This is a genomic window from Rahnella sp. BCC 1045, assembly GCF_019049615.1.
Taxonomy (GTDB): domain Bacteria; phylum Pseudomonadota; class Gammaproteobacteria; order Enterobacterales; family Enterobacteriaceae; genus Rahnella; species Rahnella contaminans.
On sequence record NZ_JAFMOZ010000079.1, the window covers coordinates 1 to 20,512 of the forward strand.

21 protein-coding genes and 1 pseudogene are annotated in these 20,512 nt (G+C 55.4%); 8 read left to right on the forward strand and 14 right to left on the reverse strand.

Annotation, left to right across the window (positions count from 1 at the left end):
* Positions 1–200: 200 nt before the first annotated feature.
* On the reverse strand, positions 201–1,409 hold the full coding sequence (locus J1782_RS01610) for a pyridoxal phosphate-dependent aminotransferase (RefSeq protein WP_165057997.1): 1,209 nt from the start codon (positions 1,407–1,409) through the stop codon (positions 201–203).
* 204 nt (positions 1,410–1,613) lie between these two features.
* On the opposite strand from J1782_RS01610, the gene J1782_RS01615 reads away from it, so the two are divergent.
* Positions 1,614–2,816, forward strand: a complete 1,203-nt coding sequence (locus J1782_RS01615) for a gamma-glutamyl-gamma-aminobutyrate hydrolase family protein (RefSeq protein ID WP_217152229.1) — start codon at positions 1,614–1,616, stop codon at positions 2,814–2,816.
* Here the strand turns inward: J1782_RS01615 and J1782_RS01620 are convergent.
* The 9 genes from J1782_RS01620 to J1782_RS01660 all read right to left on the reverse strand — a co-directional run bounded on the left by J1782_RS01620 (position 2,802) and on the right by J1782_RS01660 (position 10,507).
* Positions 2,802–3,221 (reverse strand): type II toxin-antitoxin system VapC family toxin, encoded by a 420-nt coding sequence (locus J1782_RS01620; protein WP_217152230.1) that lies wholly within the window; start codon positions 3,219–3,221, stop codon positions 2,802–2,804. The two genes, J1782_RS01615 and J1782_RS01620, sit on opposite strands and share 15 nt — an antisense overlap.
* Positions 3,221–3,454 carry a type II toxin-antitoxin system VapB family antitoxin gene (gene vapB, locus J1782_RS01625; protein ID WP_152326865.1) on the reverse strand — a complete coding sequence of 78 codons (234 nt, stop codon included), beginning with the start codon at positions 3,452–3,454 and terminating at the stop codon, positions 3,221–3,223. The genes J1782_RS01620 and vapB overlap by 1 nt, the downstream gene beginning before the upstream one ends.
* 220 nt (positions 3,455–3,674) lie before the next feature.
* On the reverse strand, positions 3,675–4,595 hold the full coding sequence (locus J1782_RS01630) for a dihydrodipicolinate synthase family protein (protein WP_217152231.1): 921 nt from the start codon (positions 4,593–4,595) through the stop codon (positions 3,675–3,677).
* A gap of 36 nt (positions 4,596–4,631) precedes the next feature.
* Positions 4,632–5,822, reverse strand: coding sequence for a Xaa-Pro peptidase family protein (locus J1782_RS01635; RefSeq protein WP_254302885.1), 1,191 nt, complete (start codon positions 5,820–5,822; stop codon positions 4,632–4,634).
* Positions 5,819–6,916: a mandelate racemase/muconate lactonizing enzyme family protein gene (locus tag J1782_RS01640; RefSeq protein WP_152326868.1), complete on the reverse strand. Its 1,098-nt coding sequence runs from the start codon at positions 6,914–6,916 to the stop codon at positions 5,819–5,821. Before J1782_RS01640 ends, J1782_RS01635 begins: the two co-directional genes overlap by 4 nt.
* A gap of 10 nt (positions 6,917–6,926) precedes the next feature.
* Positions 6,927–8,090 (reverse strand): M20 family metallopeptidase, encoded by a 1,164-nt coding sequence (locus J1782_RS01645; RefSeq protein ID WP_217152232.1) that lies wholly within the window; start codon positions 8,088–8,090, stop codon positions 6,927–6,929.
* 81 nt (positions 8,091–8,171) lie between these two features.
* Complete coding sequence (locus tag J1782_RS01650) at positions 8,172–8,915, reverse strand: amino acid ABC transporter ATP-binding protein (RefSeq protein WP_152326870.1); 744 nt, start codon at positions 8,913–8,915, stop codon at positions 8,172–8,174.
* Between the two features lie 10 nt (positions 8,916–8,925).
* Positions 8,926–9,639, reverse strand: coding sequence for an amino acid ABC transporter permease (locus J1782_RS01655; RefSeq protein ID WP_165057989.1), 714 nt, complete (start codon positions 9,637–9,639; stop codon positions 8,926–8,928).
* A 49-nt stretch (positions 9,640–9,688) separates the two neighbouring features.
* Positions 9,689–10,507, reverse strand: coding sequence for an ABC transporter substrate-binding protein (locus J1782_RS01660; RefSeq protein WP_217152233.1), 819 nt, complete (start codon positions 10,505–10,507; stop codon positions 9,689–9,691).
* 192 nt (positions 10,508–10,699) lie between these two features.
* Between J1782_RS01660 and J1782_RS01665 the strand changes: the two genes are divergently transcribed.
* The 3 genes from J1782_RS01665 (at position 10,700) to nac (ending at position 13,679) form a co-directional block, all read left to right on the forward strand.
* A complete protein-coding gene (locus tag J1782_RS01665; RefSeq protein WP_165057987.1) occupies positions 10,700–11,599 on the forward strand; it encodes a GntR family transcriptional regulator in 900 nt (299 codons plus the stop codon).
* Positions 11,600–11,648: 49 nt separating this feature from the next.
* On the forward strand, positions 11,649–12,434 hold the full coding sequence (locus J1782_RS01670) for an SDR family oxidoreductase (protein ID WP_152326874.1): 786 nt from the start codon (positions 11,649–11,651) through the stop codon (positions 12,432–12,434).
* Positions 12,435–12,752: 318 nt separating this feature from the next.
* The gene (gene nac, locus J1782_RS01675; RefSeq protein WP_165057985.1) at positions 12,753–13,679 is read left to right on the forward strand and encodes a nitrogen assimilation transcriptional regulator NAC; all 927 of its coding nucleotides are present in this window, start codon (positions 12,753–12,755) and stop codon (positions 13,677–13,679) included.
* Positions 13,680–13,731: 52 nt separating this feature from the next.
* Here nac and J1782_RS01680 read toward each other — a convergent pair whose 3' ends face one another.
* The 3 genes and pseudogenes from J1782_RS01680 to J1782_RS01690 form a co-directional block, all read right to left on the reverse strand.
* Complete coding sequence (locus tag J1782_RS01680) at positions 13,732–14,037, reverse strand: YbdD/YjiX family protein (RefSeq protein ID WP_217152234.1); 306 nt, start codon at positions 14,035–14,037, stop codon at positions 13,732–13,734.
* A complete protein-coding gene (locus J1782_RS01685) occupies positions 14,030–16,096 on the reverse strand; it encodes a carbon starvation CstA family protein (RefSeq protein ID WP_217152235.1) in 2,067 nt (688 codons plus the stop codon). The genes J1782_RS01680 and J1782_RS01685 overlap by 8 nt, the downstream gene beginning before the upstream one ends.
* Before the next feature lie 230 nt (positions 16,097–16,326).
* A pseudogene (locus J1782_RS01690) lies at positions 16,327–16,875 on the reverse strand (DMT family transporter); the annotation flags it as partial.
* Between J1782_RS01690 and J1782_RS01695 the strand changes: the two are divergent.
* Positions 16,869–17,384, forward strand: coding sequence for a LysR substrate-binding domain-containing protein (locus J1782_RS01695; RefSeq protein WP_208950957.1), 516 nt, complete (start codon positions 16,869–16,871; stop codon positions 17,382–17,384). The pseudogene J1782_RS01690 and the gene J1782_RS01695 overlap by 7 nt on opposite strands.
* A gap of 60 nt (positions 17,385–17,444) precedes the next feature.
* Here the strand turns inward: J1782_RS01695 and spy are convergent, their stop codons facing one another.
* Positions 17,445–17,954 carry an ATP-independent periplasmic protein-refolding chaperone Spy gene (gene spy, locus J1782_RS01700; RefSeq protein WP_152326879.1) on the reverse strand — a complete coding sequence of 170 codons (510 nt, stop codon included), beginning with the start codon at positions 17,952–17,954 and terminating at the stop codon, positions 17,445–17,447.
* Between the two features lie 368 nt (positions 17,955–18,322).
* On the opposite strand from spy, the gene J1782_RS01705 reads away from it, so the two are divergent.
* From J1782_RS01705 to J1782_RS01715, 3 genes are all read left to right on the forward strand, one after another.
* Positions 18,323–19,756, forward strand: coding sequence for a PLP-dependent aminotransferase family protein (locus J1782_RS01705; protein ID WP_152326880.1), 1,434 nt, complete (start codon positions 18,323–18,325; stop codon positions 19,754–19,756).
* 107 nt (positions 19,757–19,863) lie between these two features.
* Positions 19,864–20,313 (forward strand): STM2901 family protein, encoded by a 450-nt coding sequence (locus tag J1782_RS01710; RefSeq protein ID WP_217152236.1) that lies wholly within the window; start codon positions 19,864–19,866, stop codon positions 20,311–20,313.
* Positions 20,307–20,512 (forward strand): DUF1493 family protein (locus J1782_RS01715; protein ID WP_217152237.1); only part of this gene is annotated, 206 nt, incomplete at its 3' end. The genes J1782_RS01710 and J1782_RS01715, both read left to right, overlap by 7 nt.

A 20,512-nucleotide genomic window follows, 5' to 3' on the forward strand; every position in this document is an offset into this window, starting at 1 on the left:
GTGACATACGGATTAACAGTCCGCCGTTCTACCGACTGAACTACAGAGGAATCGTTGGAACGGGGCGAATAATAGCGACTGGCCGTGGGCATGTCAAAGGGGAAACTGCATAAATGCGTGCGTTTGATGATACTTTAGGCAAGTTGTTGAGAATAGAGTCAAAAAGGCCCGTTTTTGCATGCAAACAGGCCTTTTAAAGGTTAACGCAGTTCCGCGCAGGCGCGGGTGATCCGTTCGCAGGCTTCCTGCAGGCGGCTATCGTCAATAGCGTAAGCGATGCGCAAATAGCCTGGCGCACCAAAAGCAGAGCCCTGAAGTGTGGCGACATGAGCGGATTTCAGGAGATAAGCCGCAAAATCTTCGTCCGTCCTGAGAATATCGCCCGAAGCCGTTGTTTTACCCAGCATTCCCTGACAGTTCGCGAAGACATAAAAAGCGCCCGGCGGTGTATCCGCGCTGAGCCCGCTGATGGCATTAACGCAATTCATAATCATCGTACGGCGGCGTTGCAGGATTTCTATCCAGCCGGTGATGAAATCGCTGCCCTGTTCCAGCGCGGCGACCGTCGCGGCCTGAGAAATTGAGCTCGGGTTGGAGGTGCTTTGAGATTGCAGAATTTGCATCGCCGAGATCAGCCACGCGGGGCCACCTGCGTACCCAAGACGCCAGCCGGTCATCGAGTAACCTTTGGAGACGCCGTTAACGGTCAGAACTCGGCCTTTCAGGCGCGGTTCAACGTCTGCCAGGGTGGCAAAGATGTCCGGCACAAAACAAATTTGCTCATAGATATCGTCGGCCATCACCAGTACGTGCGGGTGATCGAGCAAAACGGCGGCCAGCGCGTGTAATTCTGCGGCGCAATACACCGCACCGGTCGGGTTGTTCGGGGAATTAAGGATCACCCAACGGGTTTTCGGCGTGATGGCGGCCGCCAGATCTTCCGGCTGCAATTTCCAGCCATGCTTCTCGTGGCAGGGCACAATGACCGGTTCGCCTTCTGCCAGCGCGACCATATCCGGGTAAGACACCCAGTATGGCGCAGGAATGATGACTTCATCGCCCGAAGAAACTGTGGCTAAAAGAGCATTGAAGATCAACTGCTTGGCACCACTGCCCGCAATCACTTCATCCGCGCGGTAGCCTATCTGATTTTCGCGATTAAACTTAGTAATGATGGCCTGTTTGAGCGCGGCAGTACCAGCGACAGCCGTGTATTTTGTGTCACCTTGTACAATCGCGTCGATGCCTGCCTGCCTGATATGTGCAGGCGTATCGAAATCAAGCTCGCCTTCGCCGAGGTTTATGACATCCATGCCCGCCGCACTCAGCGAGCGGACCTGGTCGGAAATCGCCGCCGTCGGCGAAGGGCGCACACGACGTAAACGTGGTGCTAGAAAGTCAGCAGACATTGTTTCCCCTGTTTGAACAATAACAAAATTGTATTATGTGAATCATTAAAACCAATTTAAACTTATCATTCTTCTTTTTGCTTTGCTCATAATTTATTCGTATAGAGCAGCTTTTTTGCCGGCGGAAATGGTACGGCAATCCCTATACTGACTCTGGGGTCAGCAGGTTGCCTGAACTTTCCTTCTATTTTTCAAGGTTCTCTTATGGCTTTTATTTTTGTTGCGCATGACACACCGGAGCCTTCTTTGTACGGGGCGATGGCGGCAATACTGGCTGCACAAAAACATTTACCGCTGGCGCATCTGCCGGTGAGCTGGGACGTCGCGTTGTATCCCGATGCCTGCCAGCACGTCATCGGGGAAGGGCAACTGATGACCAGCGGGTTGTTATGGACCGAGAGGCTCAATCCGCAGAGCGCCGGTAAAGTGATGGAGCTGGGCGAATTACTTGAAACCTATGGCACGCAGGATGTCATTATCCCGCTCGGGCCTATGCAGCTCATTCAGTTCACGCAGATTGCCCGGCAGGTGCGTGAAAGCGCGTTCGATTATGAGCTGATCAACGTGGAGCGTTCGAATCAGGGCTATGCCTTCAGCCGCCACGGTAAGGAAGATGAATCTCTCGGTTGCTGGTGGCGTGATAACTACGGGCGCTGGATAAGCAAAAATACGCCGCCGCAAACCCGCACGACAATACGAATTGCCCTGGTCGGCGCCCAGTCTGACCAGTGCAGCGTTTATCCGGCCACGCTGGCGGCGCTGGGTGATGCGGCAGATGCGCTCGCGCTTTCGCTGGATATCGTTTACGCCGCGCCCATGGCGCTGGAAGATCATCTCCATGAAATGATGGAAAACGTGGACGGCATTTTGTTGCCGGGCGGGGCGGCGATGTGTAACGTCAGCGGGCAAATCAGTGCCGCGCATTACGCGCTGAACCGCAATATTCCGATCCTCGGGTTATGTCTTGGAATGCAAACCATGACCACGGCCATCGTGCAGAAGATGATCGGCTCTTTGCAGGCTAATCTTGCCGAAGCCGACCCGGACGCGGAGATCAAAACCTTTGTTCCGCTGAGCAATACGCCGGCGTTTCCGGTTCACCGGCTGGGCAACCATACGATGCTGACGCAGCCCGGCAGCAAATTGCGCGAGATCCTGGGCGAGACGTTTACCGTGCGCTATAACCACCGTTTCCATCTTGAGCCGGCGCTGAAAGCCGGGCTGGAAGCGTACGGGCTGCGCATCAGCGGGACCGATCTTACCGGGCAGATTGCAGACGGCATTGAATTCCCGCGACACCCTTTTTATCTGGGCGTTCAGGGGCATCCTGAGCTGTCGTCACTGCGCATAAAACCGCACCCGTTACTGACAGCGTTTTTGAAAGCGGCGGCGTTAAAGCGCAGTTAACACCGGACCGGCCCAGTTCTCCATGAGCAGGCCGTCGATGCGTGAGAATTCTCTCAGGTTGTTGGTCACCATGACCATGCCTGAGCTGCGGGCCTGTGCGGCAATATGCATGTCGTTTACGCCGACCGGGCTGCCGCTTTTTTCAAGCATGGCGCGGATATGCCCGTAATGCGCGGCGGCTTTCTGGTCGTAATCGACAATGCGCAAATGGGAGACGAAATCTTCGATGACCTGCCTGTTTTTTTGCGGGCTGGCGCTTTTCTCTACGCCGTGCAGTAACTCTGCATAGGTCACCATGGAGATCGCCATGTGATCGGCGTGCTGATTGAATTTCGCCAGCACGCTCATCGGACGCCGCTTCAGGATATAAATGACAATATTGGTATCCAGCAGGTAAGTCAGCATTAAAACGTATCCCGATCCGTCTGGTGTTGAGAGCCGCGTTCTTCCATAAAATCAGCGGAAACGCTGAGGTCGCTGTGGAAGAAATTATCCCATGTGCTTTCAGCCGGTGTGAGTACCAGCGAGTTCCCTACCTTTCTTATCGTCACAGTCTTTACCTCATCAGGAAAACGGCACTCTGCCGGAATACGAACGCTTTGCGTCCGGTTATTTAAAAATACTGACCCTTTTGACATGGTGCTTTCTCCAGTTACGTGACCTTAGCCCGACAAATAGCCCGACAAATTCTGGCTAAAGTTTACGCGCCTGAAAAATATAGTGCAAAGGTATATACGCGGAATGTGAAAGACAACGAAAGAAATCAGCGGATGTTGGATTTTGCGCGATGGCTCGGGGAAAAGGCTGCAACAAAAGAAAATCCCCGCAATATTTACGGGGATCCCTGGAAAACGGGGGTTACTTCAGCGTGACGCCGGAACGCGGGTCTGCCGCCAGACGCTGCAATTCCTGCTCAACCAGACTGATGATCCCGGGTTCCAGATCAATCAGCGGCGCGCGAACGTGGTGGCCGTCAAATCCGCGCAGGTTCATGGCCGCTTTCACCAGCTGCGGCTGGCCGTAACGGCGGGCGAGGGCGCGGTACGGATACCACAGGCGGTGAAGTTCGCGGGCGGTGTTTGCATCGCCGCTTTCCAGCGCGCGATAAGTCGCCAGAATAATTTCCGGCAATGCGCCGCTGTTGGTGGTGCTGATGCCGTCGAAACCGCACATCATCGGGCCTAAGAACGCCAGGTCTGAGGCGCAGAACAGACGCAGACGTCCGCCCAGCCGGTTGGCAATCTGGTCGATCGCCGTCGGGTTCAGATCGCCCTGTTTGATGCCAACAACGCCTTCGATATCAGCCAGTTGTTCCAGAACGACTGGCGGCAACGTGATGCCAATGCCCGGCGCGTTGTACACCAGAATGCCGGTGCGCGATAACGGCGCCATCTCTCTGAAGAAGCGGATGATTTGTGCATCGGTGACTTCAGAAACAAACGGTGGTGTCACCATCGGCAGGCCGCCAAGGTCGCCCGCCAGTTGTGTTAAATCGCGCACCACGCGGGCGTCGGAACCGGCGCTGCACAGCATGACCGGCACGCGGTCGCCGACCACTTCCATCACGTGGCGGAACAACGTGGCGCGTTCGTCAGCGGTCATCGCCGGGAATTCGCCGTAGGTGCCCCCGGTCAAAATACCGTCATAACCCAGCCCGATAACGCGTTCGATATTGCGCGATAATCCGGCAAAATCGAACTCACCGCTGGCGAAAAACGGCGTCACGGTAATGTTAAAAATACCTTTCAGGCGGGCCTGACTTTCACTGATGTCTTTCATTTATTCAATTCCTGTAAAACGAAGCGGTTGGCAAAATCAGAGTAAATACAACGGGCGGTCAACTGTCCCCAGCGCGCGATAACCGGTTTCGGTCACGACAATTGTTTCGCTGACGCCCACGGTAAATTCGCCGTAAATACGCAGTGCGGGTGGAATGTGGAAAGTCATACCCGGCTGTAATTCGGTGGTGATGCCGCTATAGAGGCTGAGGATGGCGCCTTCGCCCCAGTCAGGTGCGAACGAAATGCCGATGGAATAACCGGTGCGTTTCTTGAAATTATCGGTGTAACCGGCGCGGTCAATCACGGCCTGACAGGCCAGATGCGGCGCTTCGCAGGTGGCACCCGGACGGATGGCGTCGAGTGCGGCCTGCAATGCTTCCTGACACACTTTTTCCATTTCCAGTGCAACCGCGGGCGGTTTGCCGAGCCAGGCGGAACGCATCAGAGCCGCGTGATAGCGGTCATGCGTGGCGGCCATTTCGAGGAAAATCGGGTCGTTGTCGAGGATTTTACGGCGACGCCAGGTTCCGTGCGGCACGCCGGTGCGCGGGCCGGTGGACACCAGCGGTTCCATGCCCATGTATTCTGAACCGGCGGCAATGGCCGCGCCCATCATGGCAGAAACCAGATCGTTTTCAGTGGCTCCGGCGGCAATGGCGGCGCGTCCGGCGAGCATTCCGGCGTCAACGTAACGGGCCGCATGCGCCATTTTTTCCAGCTCGGCGGCGGATTTCACTGCACGCAACTGTTCGATAACGCCCGCGGCGTCGTGGATTGTGCCGATCTCAGCCTGCAAGGCTTCATAAACCGCAATGGGCAAGAACCAGCCGCGTTTGTCGATGCCAATCCGGCTCTTCATCCAGCCACGCGCTTTCAGCACGTCGAGCAGGAAATTCACCGGATTATCGCCGTCGGTGTAAATCGCCGCGTCGCGGATAAAGGTGTTGGAGATGAAGTTGAAATATTCCAGCTGGCGGATAACAAACACCGGATCGCCTTCCACCGGCAACACCAGCGTCTGGAATGTGTAATAGCCCGGCGTCTGCTGGCCGGTCAGATAAAAGATGTTTTCCGGGCCGGTGATGACCATGACGTCCAGACCGGCATTCACCAGTAACTGACGCGCCCGCGCGATACGCTGCTGATACTCTTCTTCGCGAAACGCGGATTCCGCGCCGGGAACGACGCTGCCAAGGTCTGGCAGGGAAACTGACGGTGCTTTCATTGTGCAAACTCCTGAATAAATTCTGCCTGAGAAGGGGTGAAGCTGATGCCCAGCCCTGCGCCGGACGGGCTGCTGAGCATCCCCTGATGATAGGAAAGGCCGTGAACCGGGTCGTTGCCCAGCCCGTCAGCACCGTAAAGTTCGGCATAACGCGGCTGGGTGGCGCGGGCGACGTGCAGGGCCGCAGCGGTCGCGGCGCCTCCCTCATTCATCTGACCAATCATGAATGGCACACCGGCGGCGGTCAGCCGTTTGGCAGCCGCCAGCGTGGGGGCAATGCCGCCCATTTTGACCAGTTTCAGATGCGCCATAATTTTGCCTTCGAGCTGCAAAATGCGTTCTAAATCAGCCTCACTGCTCATGCTTTCATCGAGCATCAGCGGCACCGGGCTGGCGGCGGCCAATGCCGGATAAAAGTGCGCATTGGCATCGGAAACCGGCTGTTCGAGGTAGCTCATCTCGAATTTCGCCAGCGCCAGCAGATGACTGCGCGCTTCTTCCGGCTGCCACTGGCCGTTAGCGTCCGCCGATAAGCTGATTTCATGGCCGAAACGCCGCCGCAGGGCGCTGAGCCGCGCTTCGTCTTCGGTAAAGGATGCGACGCCGACGCGCAGTTTCAGCTGCGTAAAACCCCGTTCGACATAGGCCGTGGCCTGTTCGAGCATTTCATCCATGGGCGTCCAGAACAGCGTCTGGTTGGTGTGATAACTCACCGTTTCGGCATTTTCTGCGCCCGCCAGTTCTGCCACGCTGAGCCCGTTCTGGCGTGCAATCAGGTCATGCAGCGCGATGTCTATCAGCATTCGCGTCGGCGCGAGAAAATCGGCTAAAAGCGCCGGAAGATTCAGCAATAACGTACTGGCAGGCTGGCTGAGATCCAGCTGGCGCAGGGCGCGGATCACATCACTTAATACCAGTTCGGCGCTGTAGCCGTTGAGGTAAGCAATGTTGATCCGTACTTCACCGATGCCGTTAAAATTCTTCTCCTCCAGCAACAGATACAACGTATCCAGCCCGGAAATGGTGCCGGATGACGCGGTGTGCAGTTGCAGGTGCGGATAGCGTAAATCGGCGCGATACAAAGTGGCTTTCACCGGCGGCTCCTCAGCGTTTGAGCATTTTCAGCGCGACGTCGCAGTAGATTTTGCTGCCCGCAATGAATTCGTCGATCGGGATAAATTCATCAGGCTTATGCGCCACCGCCAGCGAACCCGGGCCGATAATGATGCCTTTGGTGCCGAGACTGCGGAAATGCACCAGATCACAACCGCCCTGAAAACCGAACGGTCCGGGTTCCGGATTGCCCTGTGCGGCGCAGGCTTCAACGCCCGCCAGCACAATCGGGTCTTCGGAATCGGTTTCGGTCGCGCCACCGGTGGTCGGTTTAAAGGTGATGATTTCGCTGCGGACGCCGAATTTGTCGTGAGCCAGTTGCAGTAAATCCTGAATTTCCTGTTTTACCGCATCTTCGTCTTCGCCCGGCACCATACGGCGGTCGAGCAGTAATTCGCAGGCACCCGGCAGCACGTTATCGGCGTGTCCGCCGCTGATGCGGGTAACGGTCAGGCTGGCGTTGCCGACCAGCGGATGGCACCGGCAGCGCACGCTGTGTTCGTGGCTTTCTTCCACCAGACCGAGTAACTGCGCGGCGCGGAAAATGGCGTTTTCGCCCAGCTCCGGAGTGCCGGAATGCGCGGTCACGCCGTGGACGCGAACCAGCGGCCGCAAACTGCCTTTGTGCGCGGAATAAGTGGTGTTGGAGGTCGGTTCGCCAATCACCACGTAATCAATGTGAGCAGGCGCTTCGCGGACATAAAACTTCGCGCCCTCGCTGGCGACTTCTTCATCAGCGACAAAAATCGCCATCAGCGTGCCGCTCCAGTCGTTACGGTTGGCGGCCAGCCAGCGCATGGCTTCGATCATGGCGATCAGCGGGCCTTTGGCGTCGCAGGCTCCGCGGCCAAATAATTTGCCGTCGCGCTCGGTCAGTGTGAACGGATCCTGTGCCCAGCCTTCTCCGGCGGGCACCACATCAATATGCGTATTAAAGGCAAAACACGGGCCGTCACCGTTTTCCAGGCGGCCAATGACATTGGTGCGCCCCGGCGCGTATTCGCTGAGCGTCATGTCGAAGCCGATTTCACTCAGCATCTGGCTGATGAGTTCGGCCGCTTCACGTTCGCGCCCCGGCGGGTTTTCGGTATTAATCGCGACCAGTGCGGCCAGATCGCGTTTCATTCTGCTGATATCGGGCGATGAAAGGCTCATCGGTGTCTCCTGAAATATCTTTTTGTGGCAAAACTGGCCCCTGGTGAGGGCGCAATACGGGGGTGGTTCTGGGTAAAAGGATCAATGTAAAATCTGATCCAGGAAGCGCTGTGCCCGCAGGCTGACGTCGCCGCCGAAGAATTTTTCGCCGGTCGCGTTTTCGATAATCTCGCCGTTTTCCATAAATACGATTTGATTGGCTGCGCGTTTCGCAAAGCCCATTTCATGCGTAACCACAATGCTGGTCATGCCTTCCGCACTGAGATCTGCCATCACATCCAGCACTTCGCGGATCATTTCCGGATCCAGCGCCGATGTCGGCTCATCAAACAGCATCAGTTTGGGCTTCATGGCTAACGCCCGCGCAATGGCGACGCGCTGCTGCTGACCGCCGGAAAGTTCATCCGGGAACGAATCGGCTTTATCAGGAATGCGCACTTTGCCCAGCAGCTCCAGCGCCTGCGCTTCGGCCTCGCTGCGGCTGACGCCGAGCACGGTCATCGGCGCGAGCATGATGTTTTCCGCCGCCGTCAGGTGTGAGAACAGTTCATAGTTCTGGAATACCATGCCGATGTCCTGCCTCAGTTTGTGCGGCTCAACGCTGGCATGCGTGATGTCTTTATTGCGAAAGAAAATCGAACCGCCCTGAACCGGCTCCAGCAAATTAATGCAGCGCAGAAGGGTGGATTTCCCCGAACCCGAGGGGCCGATCAGCACCACGGTTTCCCCTTGTGCCACATTCAGGGAGCAGTTTTTCAGAACGTGCTGGGGGCCAAAATGTTTATCGACGCCGATGATTTCCAGAACCGGTTTGGATTTACTCACGGGCTTCTCCTCAGTTTGGCGTGCTGCTGCGCAGCAGGCGTTCGGTCAAAGACAGCGCAGGTTTCTTGCGCTTTTTCGGATCCAGCGAGCGTTCCAGCCAGGCCTGTCCGATCATGAAAATGGACGTCAGCACCAGGTAATAAATCCCGGCGGCGCACAGCGCTTCGAAATAACGGAAGCTGGCGCTGGCAGTCTGGTTGGCGATAAGCAGTAATTCCTGAACGGCTATCACCGAGACCAGTGCGCTGGATTTGAGCATGCTGATCATCTGGTTGCCCATTGGCGGCAGCACGATGCGCGCGGCCTGCGGCAACACAATCTTGCGCATGATCTGACTTTGGGTCATGCCCAGCGCCATCCCCGCGGTGCGCTGACCGCTGCGCACGGCCTGTAAACCGGAGCGCAGAATTTCAGCCATGTACGCGCCTTCATTTAAGGAGAGCGCCATCACCGCACAGGTGAACGCCGAGAAACGCAGGCCGAAAGTCGGCAGTACGTTGTAGACAAAAATAATCTGGAACAGAACCGGCGTGCCGCGAAACAGCCAAAGATAAAAGAACGCCAGAACGGAACCCGCCCGGAAGCGGGATTCCTGGAGCAGGGCCAGAATCAGCCCTGCAATAATGCCGAAGAACAACGAGCACACCGTTAACAACAAGGTCATTAATGCGCCCTGAAAGAACGCCGGTGAGAACAGGTATTGCCAAACAAGATCAAGCGACATGAACTTTCCTCAACGTCAGGGCAAAGCTTTAAGGCCGGACTTCACAACATCAGAAAATGGACACTGAAGCCGGGAACTGCCATTTGGTGATGAGTTTCTGGTACGTGCCGTCTTTCACCACGTCCTGTAAGCCTTTTTCCAGCAGGGATTTCATTTCGGCATCACCTTTACGCACCGCAAAACCAATGTGCGTGTCGGTTTCAAACTCCGCGCCGACGGCTTCGAAGGTGTCGCCTTTTTCGCTCAGCAGCGCGACCGCGCCCGGCGTGGAGAGGAATTCGGCGTCAGCGCGTTTCTGCGCCACAGCGACCGCAGAATCGGTCGCTGCCGGGAAGGTCAGCACGGTGAGCGCCGGTTTTTTGGCATCCAGACATTTCTGGTTATCCGCCCGCGCCTGACTTTCTTCAATACCGCCCAGGGTGACGGCGATGTTTTTGCCGCACAGCGATAAATCGCGGCCAGTGATTTTTTCCGGATTGCCTTTCACCACAATCACCCGGCTGCCGATTTCCAGGTAAGGCACGAAATCAACCTGCTCAGAGCGGGTCGGGTTGATGTACATCGCGGAGTTGATGATATCCAGACGTTTGCCCTGCAACGCCGGGATCAGTCCTTTGAATTCCATCGACATCGGTTCCGGGGTCAGCGCCAGCTTTTTCGACAACGCGGTGATGAGGTCGATATCGAAGCCGGTCAGCTTGCCGTCTTTCGTAAATTCAAACGGCATGAACGTGGCGGCGGTGCCGTACGTCAGCTGACCTTTGCTGACCAGAGCAGGCGCGGCGGCCTGGCTGAACAGCGGGGCACTCAGGCAAATTGCGGCCAGAGAGACGGCGGCATATCGGCGCAAAAAAGCTTTTTTTGACATGACAGACTCCAGTTTCCCATGAGCAGGATTGCTCTTTGTGTCTCATTAAATACAATTAAATTTGCGAGTCAAGGCTCTTTTTTGGTGCATTTGTTGCACGATTTGGGGGCTTTTTAACCAGACTTCACCATCCTCAAGGCTTGTGATATTGTACAAACCTAAACAACAAATACTTTCAGGTGTTGCTATTCCATGACCCAAACTACGACAGCCAGCGGAAGGCGTCTGGCAAACCAAATCCTTGACCTGATACGTGAAGCAAAATTTGAGCCAGGTCACCATCTGCGGGAGCAACAATTAGCCGATATGCTCGGCGTTTCCCGCACACCGGTGCGTACCGCGTTGAAATTGCTGTGTGAGTTGGGAATTATCGAAGCGCGCCGCAATCAGGGTTTTTTCCTGCTGAAAGCCTTCGATGAACTTCAGCGCATCAGTATCGATATTCCGGCCACCAGCGATCAGGACCTGTACGAGCAGCTGGTCAAAGACCGTATCGCCGGAAAATTGCCGGATTCCCTGACACAAACGGAAATCGCCCAGCGCTATGAAGCCGACCGCGGCGTGCTGGCGCGCACCTTGCTCCGGTTATCTGAGGACGGCCTGATCGCCCGTAACAAGGGACATGGCTGGTCATTTTTACCGACGCTCAACACCGACGTGGCGCTGAGTAACGGCTACGGATTCCGCCTGATGATTGAACCGGGCGCGATGCTGGGTGCGGGATTCCACGCCGACAAAAGCGCGCTCCGGCGGCTGCGGATGCAGCATATCTATCTGATTACTCACCCCGATATTCTTGCCGTTGATGGCCGTCAGATTTTCGAAACGGACGCCACGTTCCACGAAATGCTGGCGGAATTCAGCGGCAATATTTTTGTTTTACAGGCGATCCAGCAGCAAAACCGGCTGCGACGCCTGCTTGAGTTCGGCAGTTACACCAATAAACAGCGTGTGCGCGAATGGTGCGGCGAACACGTCGCCATCATCGACGCCGTGCTGGAAGGGCGGATGGAGGAGGCGGCAGAAATGATGCGCAGCCACCTGCAATCGGCTTATCAGATGGTGCTCAACAAGGTCAGCAAAGTTGGGTAATCCTTTGATTGAAATTTAATTTTTCATACGTTAACCAGAGGAAAAAGTGATGGATTTTGGGATTCAGGGCCGCGTGGCGCTGGTCAGCGGCGCGGGCGGCGGTCTGGGCCGGGCCATGGCGATTGCGCTGGCAGCGGAAGGCGCTCAGGTCGCGGTGTGCGGGCGAACGCTTGCCGCATTGCAGGAAACAGTCAGCCTTATTGAAGAGCAGGGTGGAACGGCGCAGGCGTGGGTGCTGGATCTCACGGCACCGGAAAGTTTTGACGATGTGCTGATGCAAATCCGCCGCACGTACGGGCCGGTCGGTATTCTGGTCAACAACTCCGGCGGGCCGCCACCGACCAAAGCCGCAGGGGTTGCGCCGGAACTGTGGCAAAGCCAGTTTGCGACGCTGGTCAGCCCGCTGATTCTTCTCACCGACAAAGTGCTGCCGGATATGCATAACGCAGGCTGGGGGCGGATTATCACCAGCACTTCGTCCGGTGTTGTGGCGCCGATCGCAAATCTCGGAATATCCAACACGCTGCGCATGGCGCTGGTTGGCTGGTCAAAAACGCTGGCATCTGAAGTGGCGGCTGACGGTATTACGGTGAACGTAATGGTGCCGGGGCGGATTTCCACGCGGCGTCTGGGGCAGCTGGATGCAGCGCGAGCCGGGCGTGAAGGCGTTACCGTTGAAGACGTCGCGGCGAAAAGCGCGGCTGGCATTCCGGCGAAACGCTACGGCAAACCGGAAGAATACGGCGCGGTGGCGGCATTTCTTGCCAGCCAGCAGGCTTCTTATGTGACCGGTTCTGTTATCCGCGTTGACGGCGGAATGATCCCGTCGGTGTGATTTTTTTACGGCAAAGGCCCCGAGGTTTTGCGGGGGGCTTTTGCCGGTATTAACCTGACTAATCCTGCAACCTTGTTCATAAGAATGCATTATGTTGGTGCACCACGATGGAGAGTTCGGTTTTATTTCATTTAAGTTTTTTAACCCCGCCGGTTTTTTCAACGTCTCAGCAATCGTTTTTTCTTATGTTCCGTGGCATTAGCGCGCGGTAAGCCGCTATTTCATCTGCCCCACGGAGGTTGGCGCAGATCTTGCTTTTATCAGTCACGCTAATCATTACCGAACGGTGTTCCCTTTCCGGGCCAAATGGAGACAGAGATGAATCTCAGACGTCTGAAGTACTTCGTGAAAATCGTCGATATCGGCAGCCTGACGCAGGCCGCTGATGTTCTGCATATCGCACAACCGGCACTGAGCCAGCAACTGGCGACGCTGGAAGGGGAATTGCAGCAACAATTGCTGATTCGCACCAAGCGCGGCGTGACGCCCACTGAAGCCGGGAACATTCTTTATTCACATGCTCAGGCGATTTTGCGTCAGTGTGATCAGATCCACGGTGCGGTGAACAGCGCGGGTCAGTCGCTGAGCGGGCAGGTGTCCGTCGGGCTTGCGCCGGGCACTGCGGCTTCCCAGCTGGCGCTGCCGTTATTGCAGGCCGTGCGTAAACAACATCCGGGCATTTTGTTGTATCTCAACGAAAATTTCGGCACGGCGCTCGGGGATTTAGTGCTCAACGGCCGTATGGATATGGCGGTGTTGTACGGCACAAATAACGACGTCGGTCTGAGCAGTCAGCCGCTGATGAAAGAAGATTTGTATCTGGTCGGCACGCATGCCGTGCCCAATCCGGGAAAATATGTCGAGCTGTGTGATGTTGCGAAACTCAACCTGTTCATGCCGCGTTCATACAACGTGATGCGCCGTCTGGTTGACGATGCCATGGCGGTTCGCCGCCTGACGGCCAATATTATCGGTGAAATCGAGTCCTCCGCCACGCTGACGGCTGCCGTTGCCAGCGGGCTGGGTGCCACTATTTTGCCGGAATCCGCCGCCCGCGCCATGACGGGCCCGGCCAAAGCGTGGATGTCGTGCATCAGCAGCCCGGCGATTCAGGTTCCGCTTTCATTGTGTGTTTCAGAAACGCTGGCCCTGTCGCAGGAAGCGGCGGCGGTGAAGAAAATCTTGCTGTCGCTGGTCTTTGAACAGACCACGACAGAAGCAGAGCCATTGCTGGCGGCGAGCTGACTGCGTTGTAAAAACGTCCTCCCCTTTTACAAGGGGAGGTATTTTTCAGCATTTAACACGGGCACTTGCCCATCTTCCCGCCTTCACCCGGGAACCGCGCCTCCAGACACCGGCGGTGAAACTCCCGCTCAGTCATGGGGGCTATTTCCGGGTGCCTTACCTGCATATGTGCCACGTAGTTCCTATAATCCTGAACCCCCACCATCAGCCTGAAACTTTGCGCCGTACGCTTAACGGCCAGTCTCAGCCACCCGGCGATGTTGTGCGGTTTCGGCTCGACGATGAACAGCGGACGGCAGCGGATGATATGGAACGCGGTAAGCCGGGGCGTTTTAAATAACGAACGTGACTCAGACATGGCGCGCCTCACGACGTTGCACAACAGCCGTTTCGTGTACCGTTGGTGTGGCAGAATTTAGCGCACGGCGGACAACGAAGAACGCTGAAATCAGCATAGTGACCGCCACCAGCATGAAGAACCCGCACAGAATGGCGTTAATCTGATTGTTCAGCACGATGGTATGCATATCCGCCAGTGTTTTAGCCGGTTTGATGATTTCCCCGCTTTCGATCCCCGCATTGAATTTTTTCGCCTGCGCCAGGAATCCGATTGACGGTTTTTCGTGGAAAATCTTCTGCCAGCCCGCGGTCATGGAGGTAATAAACAACCAGACAGTCGGCAAAATTGTTACCCACGCATAGCGCTGTTTTTTCATTTTGAACAGCACCACAGTACCCAGAATCAGCGCCATGGAAGCCAGCATCTGGTTACCGATGCCGAATAATGGCCACAGAGTATTGATGCCGCCTAAGGGATCGACCACGCCCTGATAAACGAAGAAACCCCAGCCCGCTACGGCGACTGTTGTCCCTGCAATCGTCCCCACCCACGACCGGTTATTCGCCAGTGAAGGAACCGCCACGCCCACCAGATCCTGCACCATAAAGCGGCAGGCACGGGTACCGGCATCCACGGCGGTCAGAATAAATAATGCTTCAAACAGAATGGCGAAGTGATACCAGAACGCCATCATGGTGCGGCTGTTGAAAACGTCGGTAATAATGTGCGCCATGCCGACCGCAAAGGTCGGTGCGCCCCCCGCGCGGGAAAGAATCGACTGCTCGCCCACGTCTTTGGCGATTTGGGTCAGAACGTCTGGCGTGATGACAAAGCCCCAGCCGTTAATCACCTGCGAAGCGCTTTCCACCGTGGTCCCAATAAGCGCCGCCGGTGAGTTCATCGCAAAATAGACGCCGGGGTCGATAACTGACGCACAAATCAGCGCCATGATCGCCACGAACGACTCCATCAGCATCGCGCCGTAACCGATAAAACGGATATGGCTTTCGCGTTCAATCAGCTTCGGCGTGGTGCCGCTGGAGACCAGCGCATGGAAACCGGAAATTGATCCGCAGGCAATGGTGATAAACAGGAACGGGAACAGGCTGCCGGAGAACACCGGCCCGCTGCCGTCAATAAAGCGTGAGACGGCGGGCATTTTCATCTCCGGCATGGCGAAGACGATACCCACCGCCAGGCCAATGATTACGCCGATTTTCAGAAACGTTGAGAGATAATCACGCGGCGCCAGCAACAGCCAGACCGGCAGAACTGAGGCGATAAAGCCGTAAATCACCAGAACCCAGGTCAGCGTGGTGCCGTGCAGCGTAAAGAACGGGCCCCAGACCGGATCCGCTGCGACATTTCCACCGTACACAATCGCCAGCATCATCAGCACGAAACCCATCACCGATACTTCGGCGATTTTTCCCGGACGCAGAAAACGCATGTAAATGCCCATAAACAGAGCGATGGGAATCGTGGCTGCGATGGTGAACAGACCCCACGGACTGTCGGCCAGCGCTTTCACTACCACTAATGCCAGCGTAGACAGAATAATGATCATGACGCCGAGCGCGCCGAGCATGGTCACGACGCCGGCAAAACTGCCCAGCTCCTGCTTCGCCATTTCACCCAGAGAGCGGCCGTCACGGCGTGTCGAAATGAACAGGATCAGGAAGTCTTGTACGGCACCGGCAAGCATCACACCGACTAAAATCCAGATGGTGCCCGGCAGGAAGCCCATTTGTGCGGCAAGGATCGGGCCAACCAGCGGACCGGCTCCGGCGATGGCTGCGAAATGGTGACCGAATAACACCCATTTGTTGGTCGGCACATAATCCAGCCCGTCGTTGTGGCGTTCGGCGGGGGTCATGCGGTTATCATCGAGTTCGAACACTTTTTCAGCGATGAACAGGCTGTAAAAACGATAGGCAATGCTGTAGCAGGCAATGGCGGCCACCACCAGCCACAGGGCGTTGACGTGTTCTCCGCGGCTTAAAGCCAGCATCCCGAAGGCGAAGGCGCCGATTAACGCCACCACCAGCCAGGTTATCCCGGACTTGACGCTTTTCATGATGTACAACTCCTTGTCAGGGGTCCTGCTCAGGCAGGCCACTTTTTATGTAGAGAGTGTGATGTAGAGGTAAGACGCGCAGACCCGATTCTGGTTGCGACATTGTGAAAATTCCGTTTAAAAATAGTGTTTTTAAACGGAGGAGTGTGGAGTTAAGGATGAAAATGTGATGTGGCTGACGCTTTAGAAGGGGAATGCTGGTCGGATGACATCAAAGTTGTGAGGCTTCATCACTCTGCCTGAGTGAAACGGCGCGGGTGGCTGATTTTTTCTTTCGCTTTACCCGAACAAAGCACGATGCCGGATGCAATCAGCAGGGCGCTGATCAGATGGAAATTGTGCAAAGAGATATTCAGGAACAGGATACTCAGCATCCCGCCGCTCAGCGGGATCATATGTGAGTAAATTTCGCCACGTGTCGCGCCAATCGCCTGGATCCCTTTGTTCCACAGCAGATAGGAAAGCCAGGAAGGGAAAACCACCAGATAGGCCAATCCGCACAGGAACCAGGCGCTTGTGTAGGAACTCAGTGCGTGATGAGCAGGGGTTAAAGAGGAGAACGCCAGTACTGGCAACAGGACCAGCGCCCCGATAACGGCGCTGACGGCCACGAATGCGTTTCCGCCCACGCTTTTTGGTTTGATACGCAGAAAGGCACAATACAACGCCCAGCTGATGGCTGATCCCATGGTCCAGACATCGCCGCGGTTCAGATTTTTAAGTGTCTCAATGTGCAGTAAATCTCCCTGCATGACCAGCCAGACCACGCCCAGTGAACTCCTCGTTAAGGCTGGGGGAAACCGACTTTTGCCTGCTGCTGACCTCGAATATTGCCCGCGAAACCGACCTGAAAATCGAAACGTTTATACGCTCGCCGCGAAGACTGTGGATTTCGCAGGGGCATCCGTTGCTCAGTAAGGCGGTTATTCATCTGGCTGATATCGCCAGCTTGCCTTTTTTGTTGCTCGATACTGACGAATATCCCGATGTGATACGCGGGCACTGGCATACACACGGCGGCCAGCCGAATGTGGCGTTTACTACCACGTCATTCGAAACGGTGCGCAGTCTGGTGGCTAAAGGTCGGGGCGTGACTCTTTTGTCGGATCTGGTTTACCGGCCATGGTCGCTGGAGGGATTGCGTGTCATGCGGCGCACGGTGGAGGACAGTACGACGTATATGGATGTGGGCGCGGTGTTATCCGAAACGCTGGCGCTTTCGGAACCCGCCGCCGTGGTGCTGGATTATCTGCGGGTCATGATCACCCGTCATGGCGAAGATGCCTGAGGGCGCGAGCCAAAAAAAACCGGCCTGTGAGAGGCCGGTTAATCTGTGTCAGGTCAGAAATTATTCTGCGGAAGCAGGTTTTTCCTGGCCCGGTTTGTGGTCACGCATCTGTTCCATTTTGGCAGCGCGTTTCTGGTAGTTTTCGTTGAACTGTTTTTTCTGCTCAGGCGTCAGCAGGTTATACATTTTGTTCTCAGCACGTGCGCGATCCAGCATGCGGTCGGACTGTGCTTTGGTGATGGTATCAATCTGCGATTTCACTTTCGCTTCATCGAAGCTGTCTGAAGCAACTAAGGTGTGCATCTGATCCATCTGCGCTTTCATTGCAGCGCGGTCAGGGCGCGCGCCGCTGTCTTTCATAATTTCTTTCATCTGAGTTTTCTGCTGCTCAGTCAGGTTCAGACCTGCAAACGGGTTCATATGATGCGGGCCTTTATGGTGCATCATTTTGCCGTGAGTCGCAGCAGGTGCGTCAGTTGCCGGAGTGGCTGTGGTTTCAGCAGCAAACGCGAAAGAAGCAGAGCTCAGAGCCAGAGTTGAAGCCACAATCATTGCGGTAAGTTTACGCATAATTAAATTCCTCATTGGAGATTCAGGCACATCGCCCGTTTTGTTTCGACGAAAGCAAGTCTACTGAATCCAATGAATAGTAATGCGAGCAAGATGTAAAAGAGTGAAAGCCGAAGTGTCACTTTTCAACCGATCGTGGAGAAAATGTTTAGAAAGCGTAAGGTTGCGCGAACAGGCATGACTGGAAGTTCAGATAAATCTGAGTAATGCGGTGAGTTCATACATTAACATGGTGAATGTTTGGCCGCCAGACTTCTTAAGTAAAGATTGTTTGCTGTTGATGCCGGGTTTACATCGCCGGAAGTGGGCAAGAACCGGCATAATAGTTACCCTTTCGTTAACACTTTATATAACAGTGCAGAGTGCTCATGACTGAATCCCGCTACGAAACGCTTGCGCGCACCTTGCGCAGACAAATCGACACTCAGGTCTGGCTGCCGGGCGACCGCCTGCCTTCCTTACGCGAGTCCTGCAAACTGTCCGGGCTGAGCCTGATGACGGTGTTACAGGCGTACCAGCTGCTGGAAAGTCAGGGCGTGATTGTTGCGCGCCCGCAGTCCGGCTACTACGTCGCAGCAGGTTTGCAGCGCCCGGTTCGCCGTCAGCCCGATGAACGCCTGCACGCTGCCGAGCAGGTAGACGTCAATGATGCGATTTTCGATATCCTGAAAGCGGGGCAGGATCCTTCCGTCGTACCGCTGGGTTCGGCATTTCCCGATCCGACCTTATTCCCGCAGCCGCGCCTGGCGCGATCGCTTGCCAGCGCCGTCCGCCGTATGTCACCGCACAGCGCCACCGCCAATTTGCCGCCGGGCAACGAAGAGCTGCGCCGCAGCATTGCCCGCCGTTATGCTCAAAATGGTATAGAAGTTGCGCCCGATGAAATCGTCATTACGTCCGGCGCGATGGAGTCTTTAGGGCTGAGTTTGCAGGCCGTGACCGAGCCGGGCGACTGGGTGGCGATTGAGTCTCCGGCATTTTATGGTGCGTTACAGGCCATAGAGCGGCGCAAGTTAAAAGCGATCGCTATTCCGACCGACGTGCGTTTTGGTATGGATCCCGATGCGCTGGAAAAAGCGCTGGAAACCTATCCGATCAAAGCCTGCTGGCTGATGTCGAGTTTTCAGAACCCGCTCGGTTGTACGATGCCGTCCGAAAATAAGGCTCGGCTGGTGGATATCCTTCAACGGCATCAGGTGGCGTTAATCGAAGATGACGTTTACAGCGAATTGTATTTTGGCAGTGAACGCCCGGTGCCGCTGAAGGCGTCAGCGTATCGCAGCGAAATTCTGCATTGTTCTTCATTCTCTAAATGTCTGGCACCGGGTTTTCGCGTCGGCTGGGTGGCGGCAGGGAAATACGTTGAGCGTATTGAACGGTTGCAGCTGATGAGTACGTTATCCGCCAGCGTGCCGGTGCAGCTGGCGCTGGCAGATTTCCTGCAAAAAGGCGGGCAGCAGGGCGGTTACGACACCCATTTACGCCGCCTGCGCCGTGTGCTGGAACAGCGGCAAATGGCGATGCATCACGCCATCATCAAAGAATTCCCCGCGCAGGTTTCGGTTTCCCAACCGCAGGGCGGCTATTTCCTCTGGCTCGATTTGGGCGATAACGTGGATGCCGCGCGGGTCTATCAGCACGCACTGGCCAAAGGCGTCAGCGTCGCGCCGGGCACGATGTTTTCCGCCGACGAACGTTTCCGACATTGTTTGCGCATCAACACGTCATTCGAATGGGGACCGCACACCGCCCGCGCCATTTCAGTGCTGGCGGCGCTGGTGGGGGAAGAAATTAGGGGGTAGCTGGACGCAAGGGATTGAAAATCCCTTGTTTAGTAGTGAGACCGCTAATTGTCAGCGCAATTTGCTGAGAGTACGCTAAAGCCCTGGTAAATTAATGGGTATTGCGAATGGATACGACAGAGGAACTTCTCGGAACGTACTTTTATAAAGGCGTTTGTAATATTTCCGCCGGAGAACTTTTCTTCTGGATATTTCTTGATGAAATCGGAGACCATTTCGGCGGCATTACCGATCTGGGTGCAATGACTCTTATTATTCTTGGTCAACCCTCCATTGCTACAAGAGGAAAAATAGCCTTAACGACAAAGGGTACTTCAGTGGCTTCATTAGCGGCAAGGCGGTATTTGGATGTTACTTTACCTTTTCAGCTTCCAACATTTACTAATGCAAGTATCAGGGTGTTAAAGCCAATGTATGTAAATAATTTGGGGGCTTTTGTTGGCCGGACCGTGCCTGTGCTAGGGTGGGTACTGCTTGCGGGAGATGTCGCATCAATCGTCTATAAGACTACGTCCCATTACAACAAGCTCGCGCGCGGGAACGATAAAATATGGTGACGGATGAATCAGTGCTGCTATTTTTTCGAGAAGAACTGTCAACTTTAGCAACATGGTCTTTTAAAAAAATTCCACTTGAACTTGATACAGTTCTTCAGGAATACGCCTTAGATACAACAGAATTTATAGAGACGATTGAGAAATACGATGAAGTTTTTGGGGTGGATGTCTCGGCTATAAATTTGGATTATTATTATCC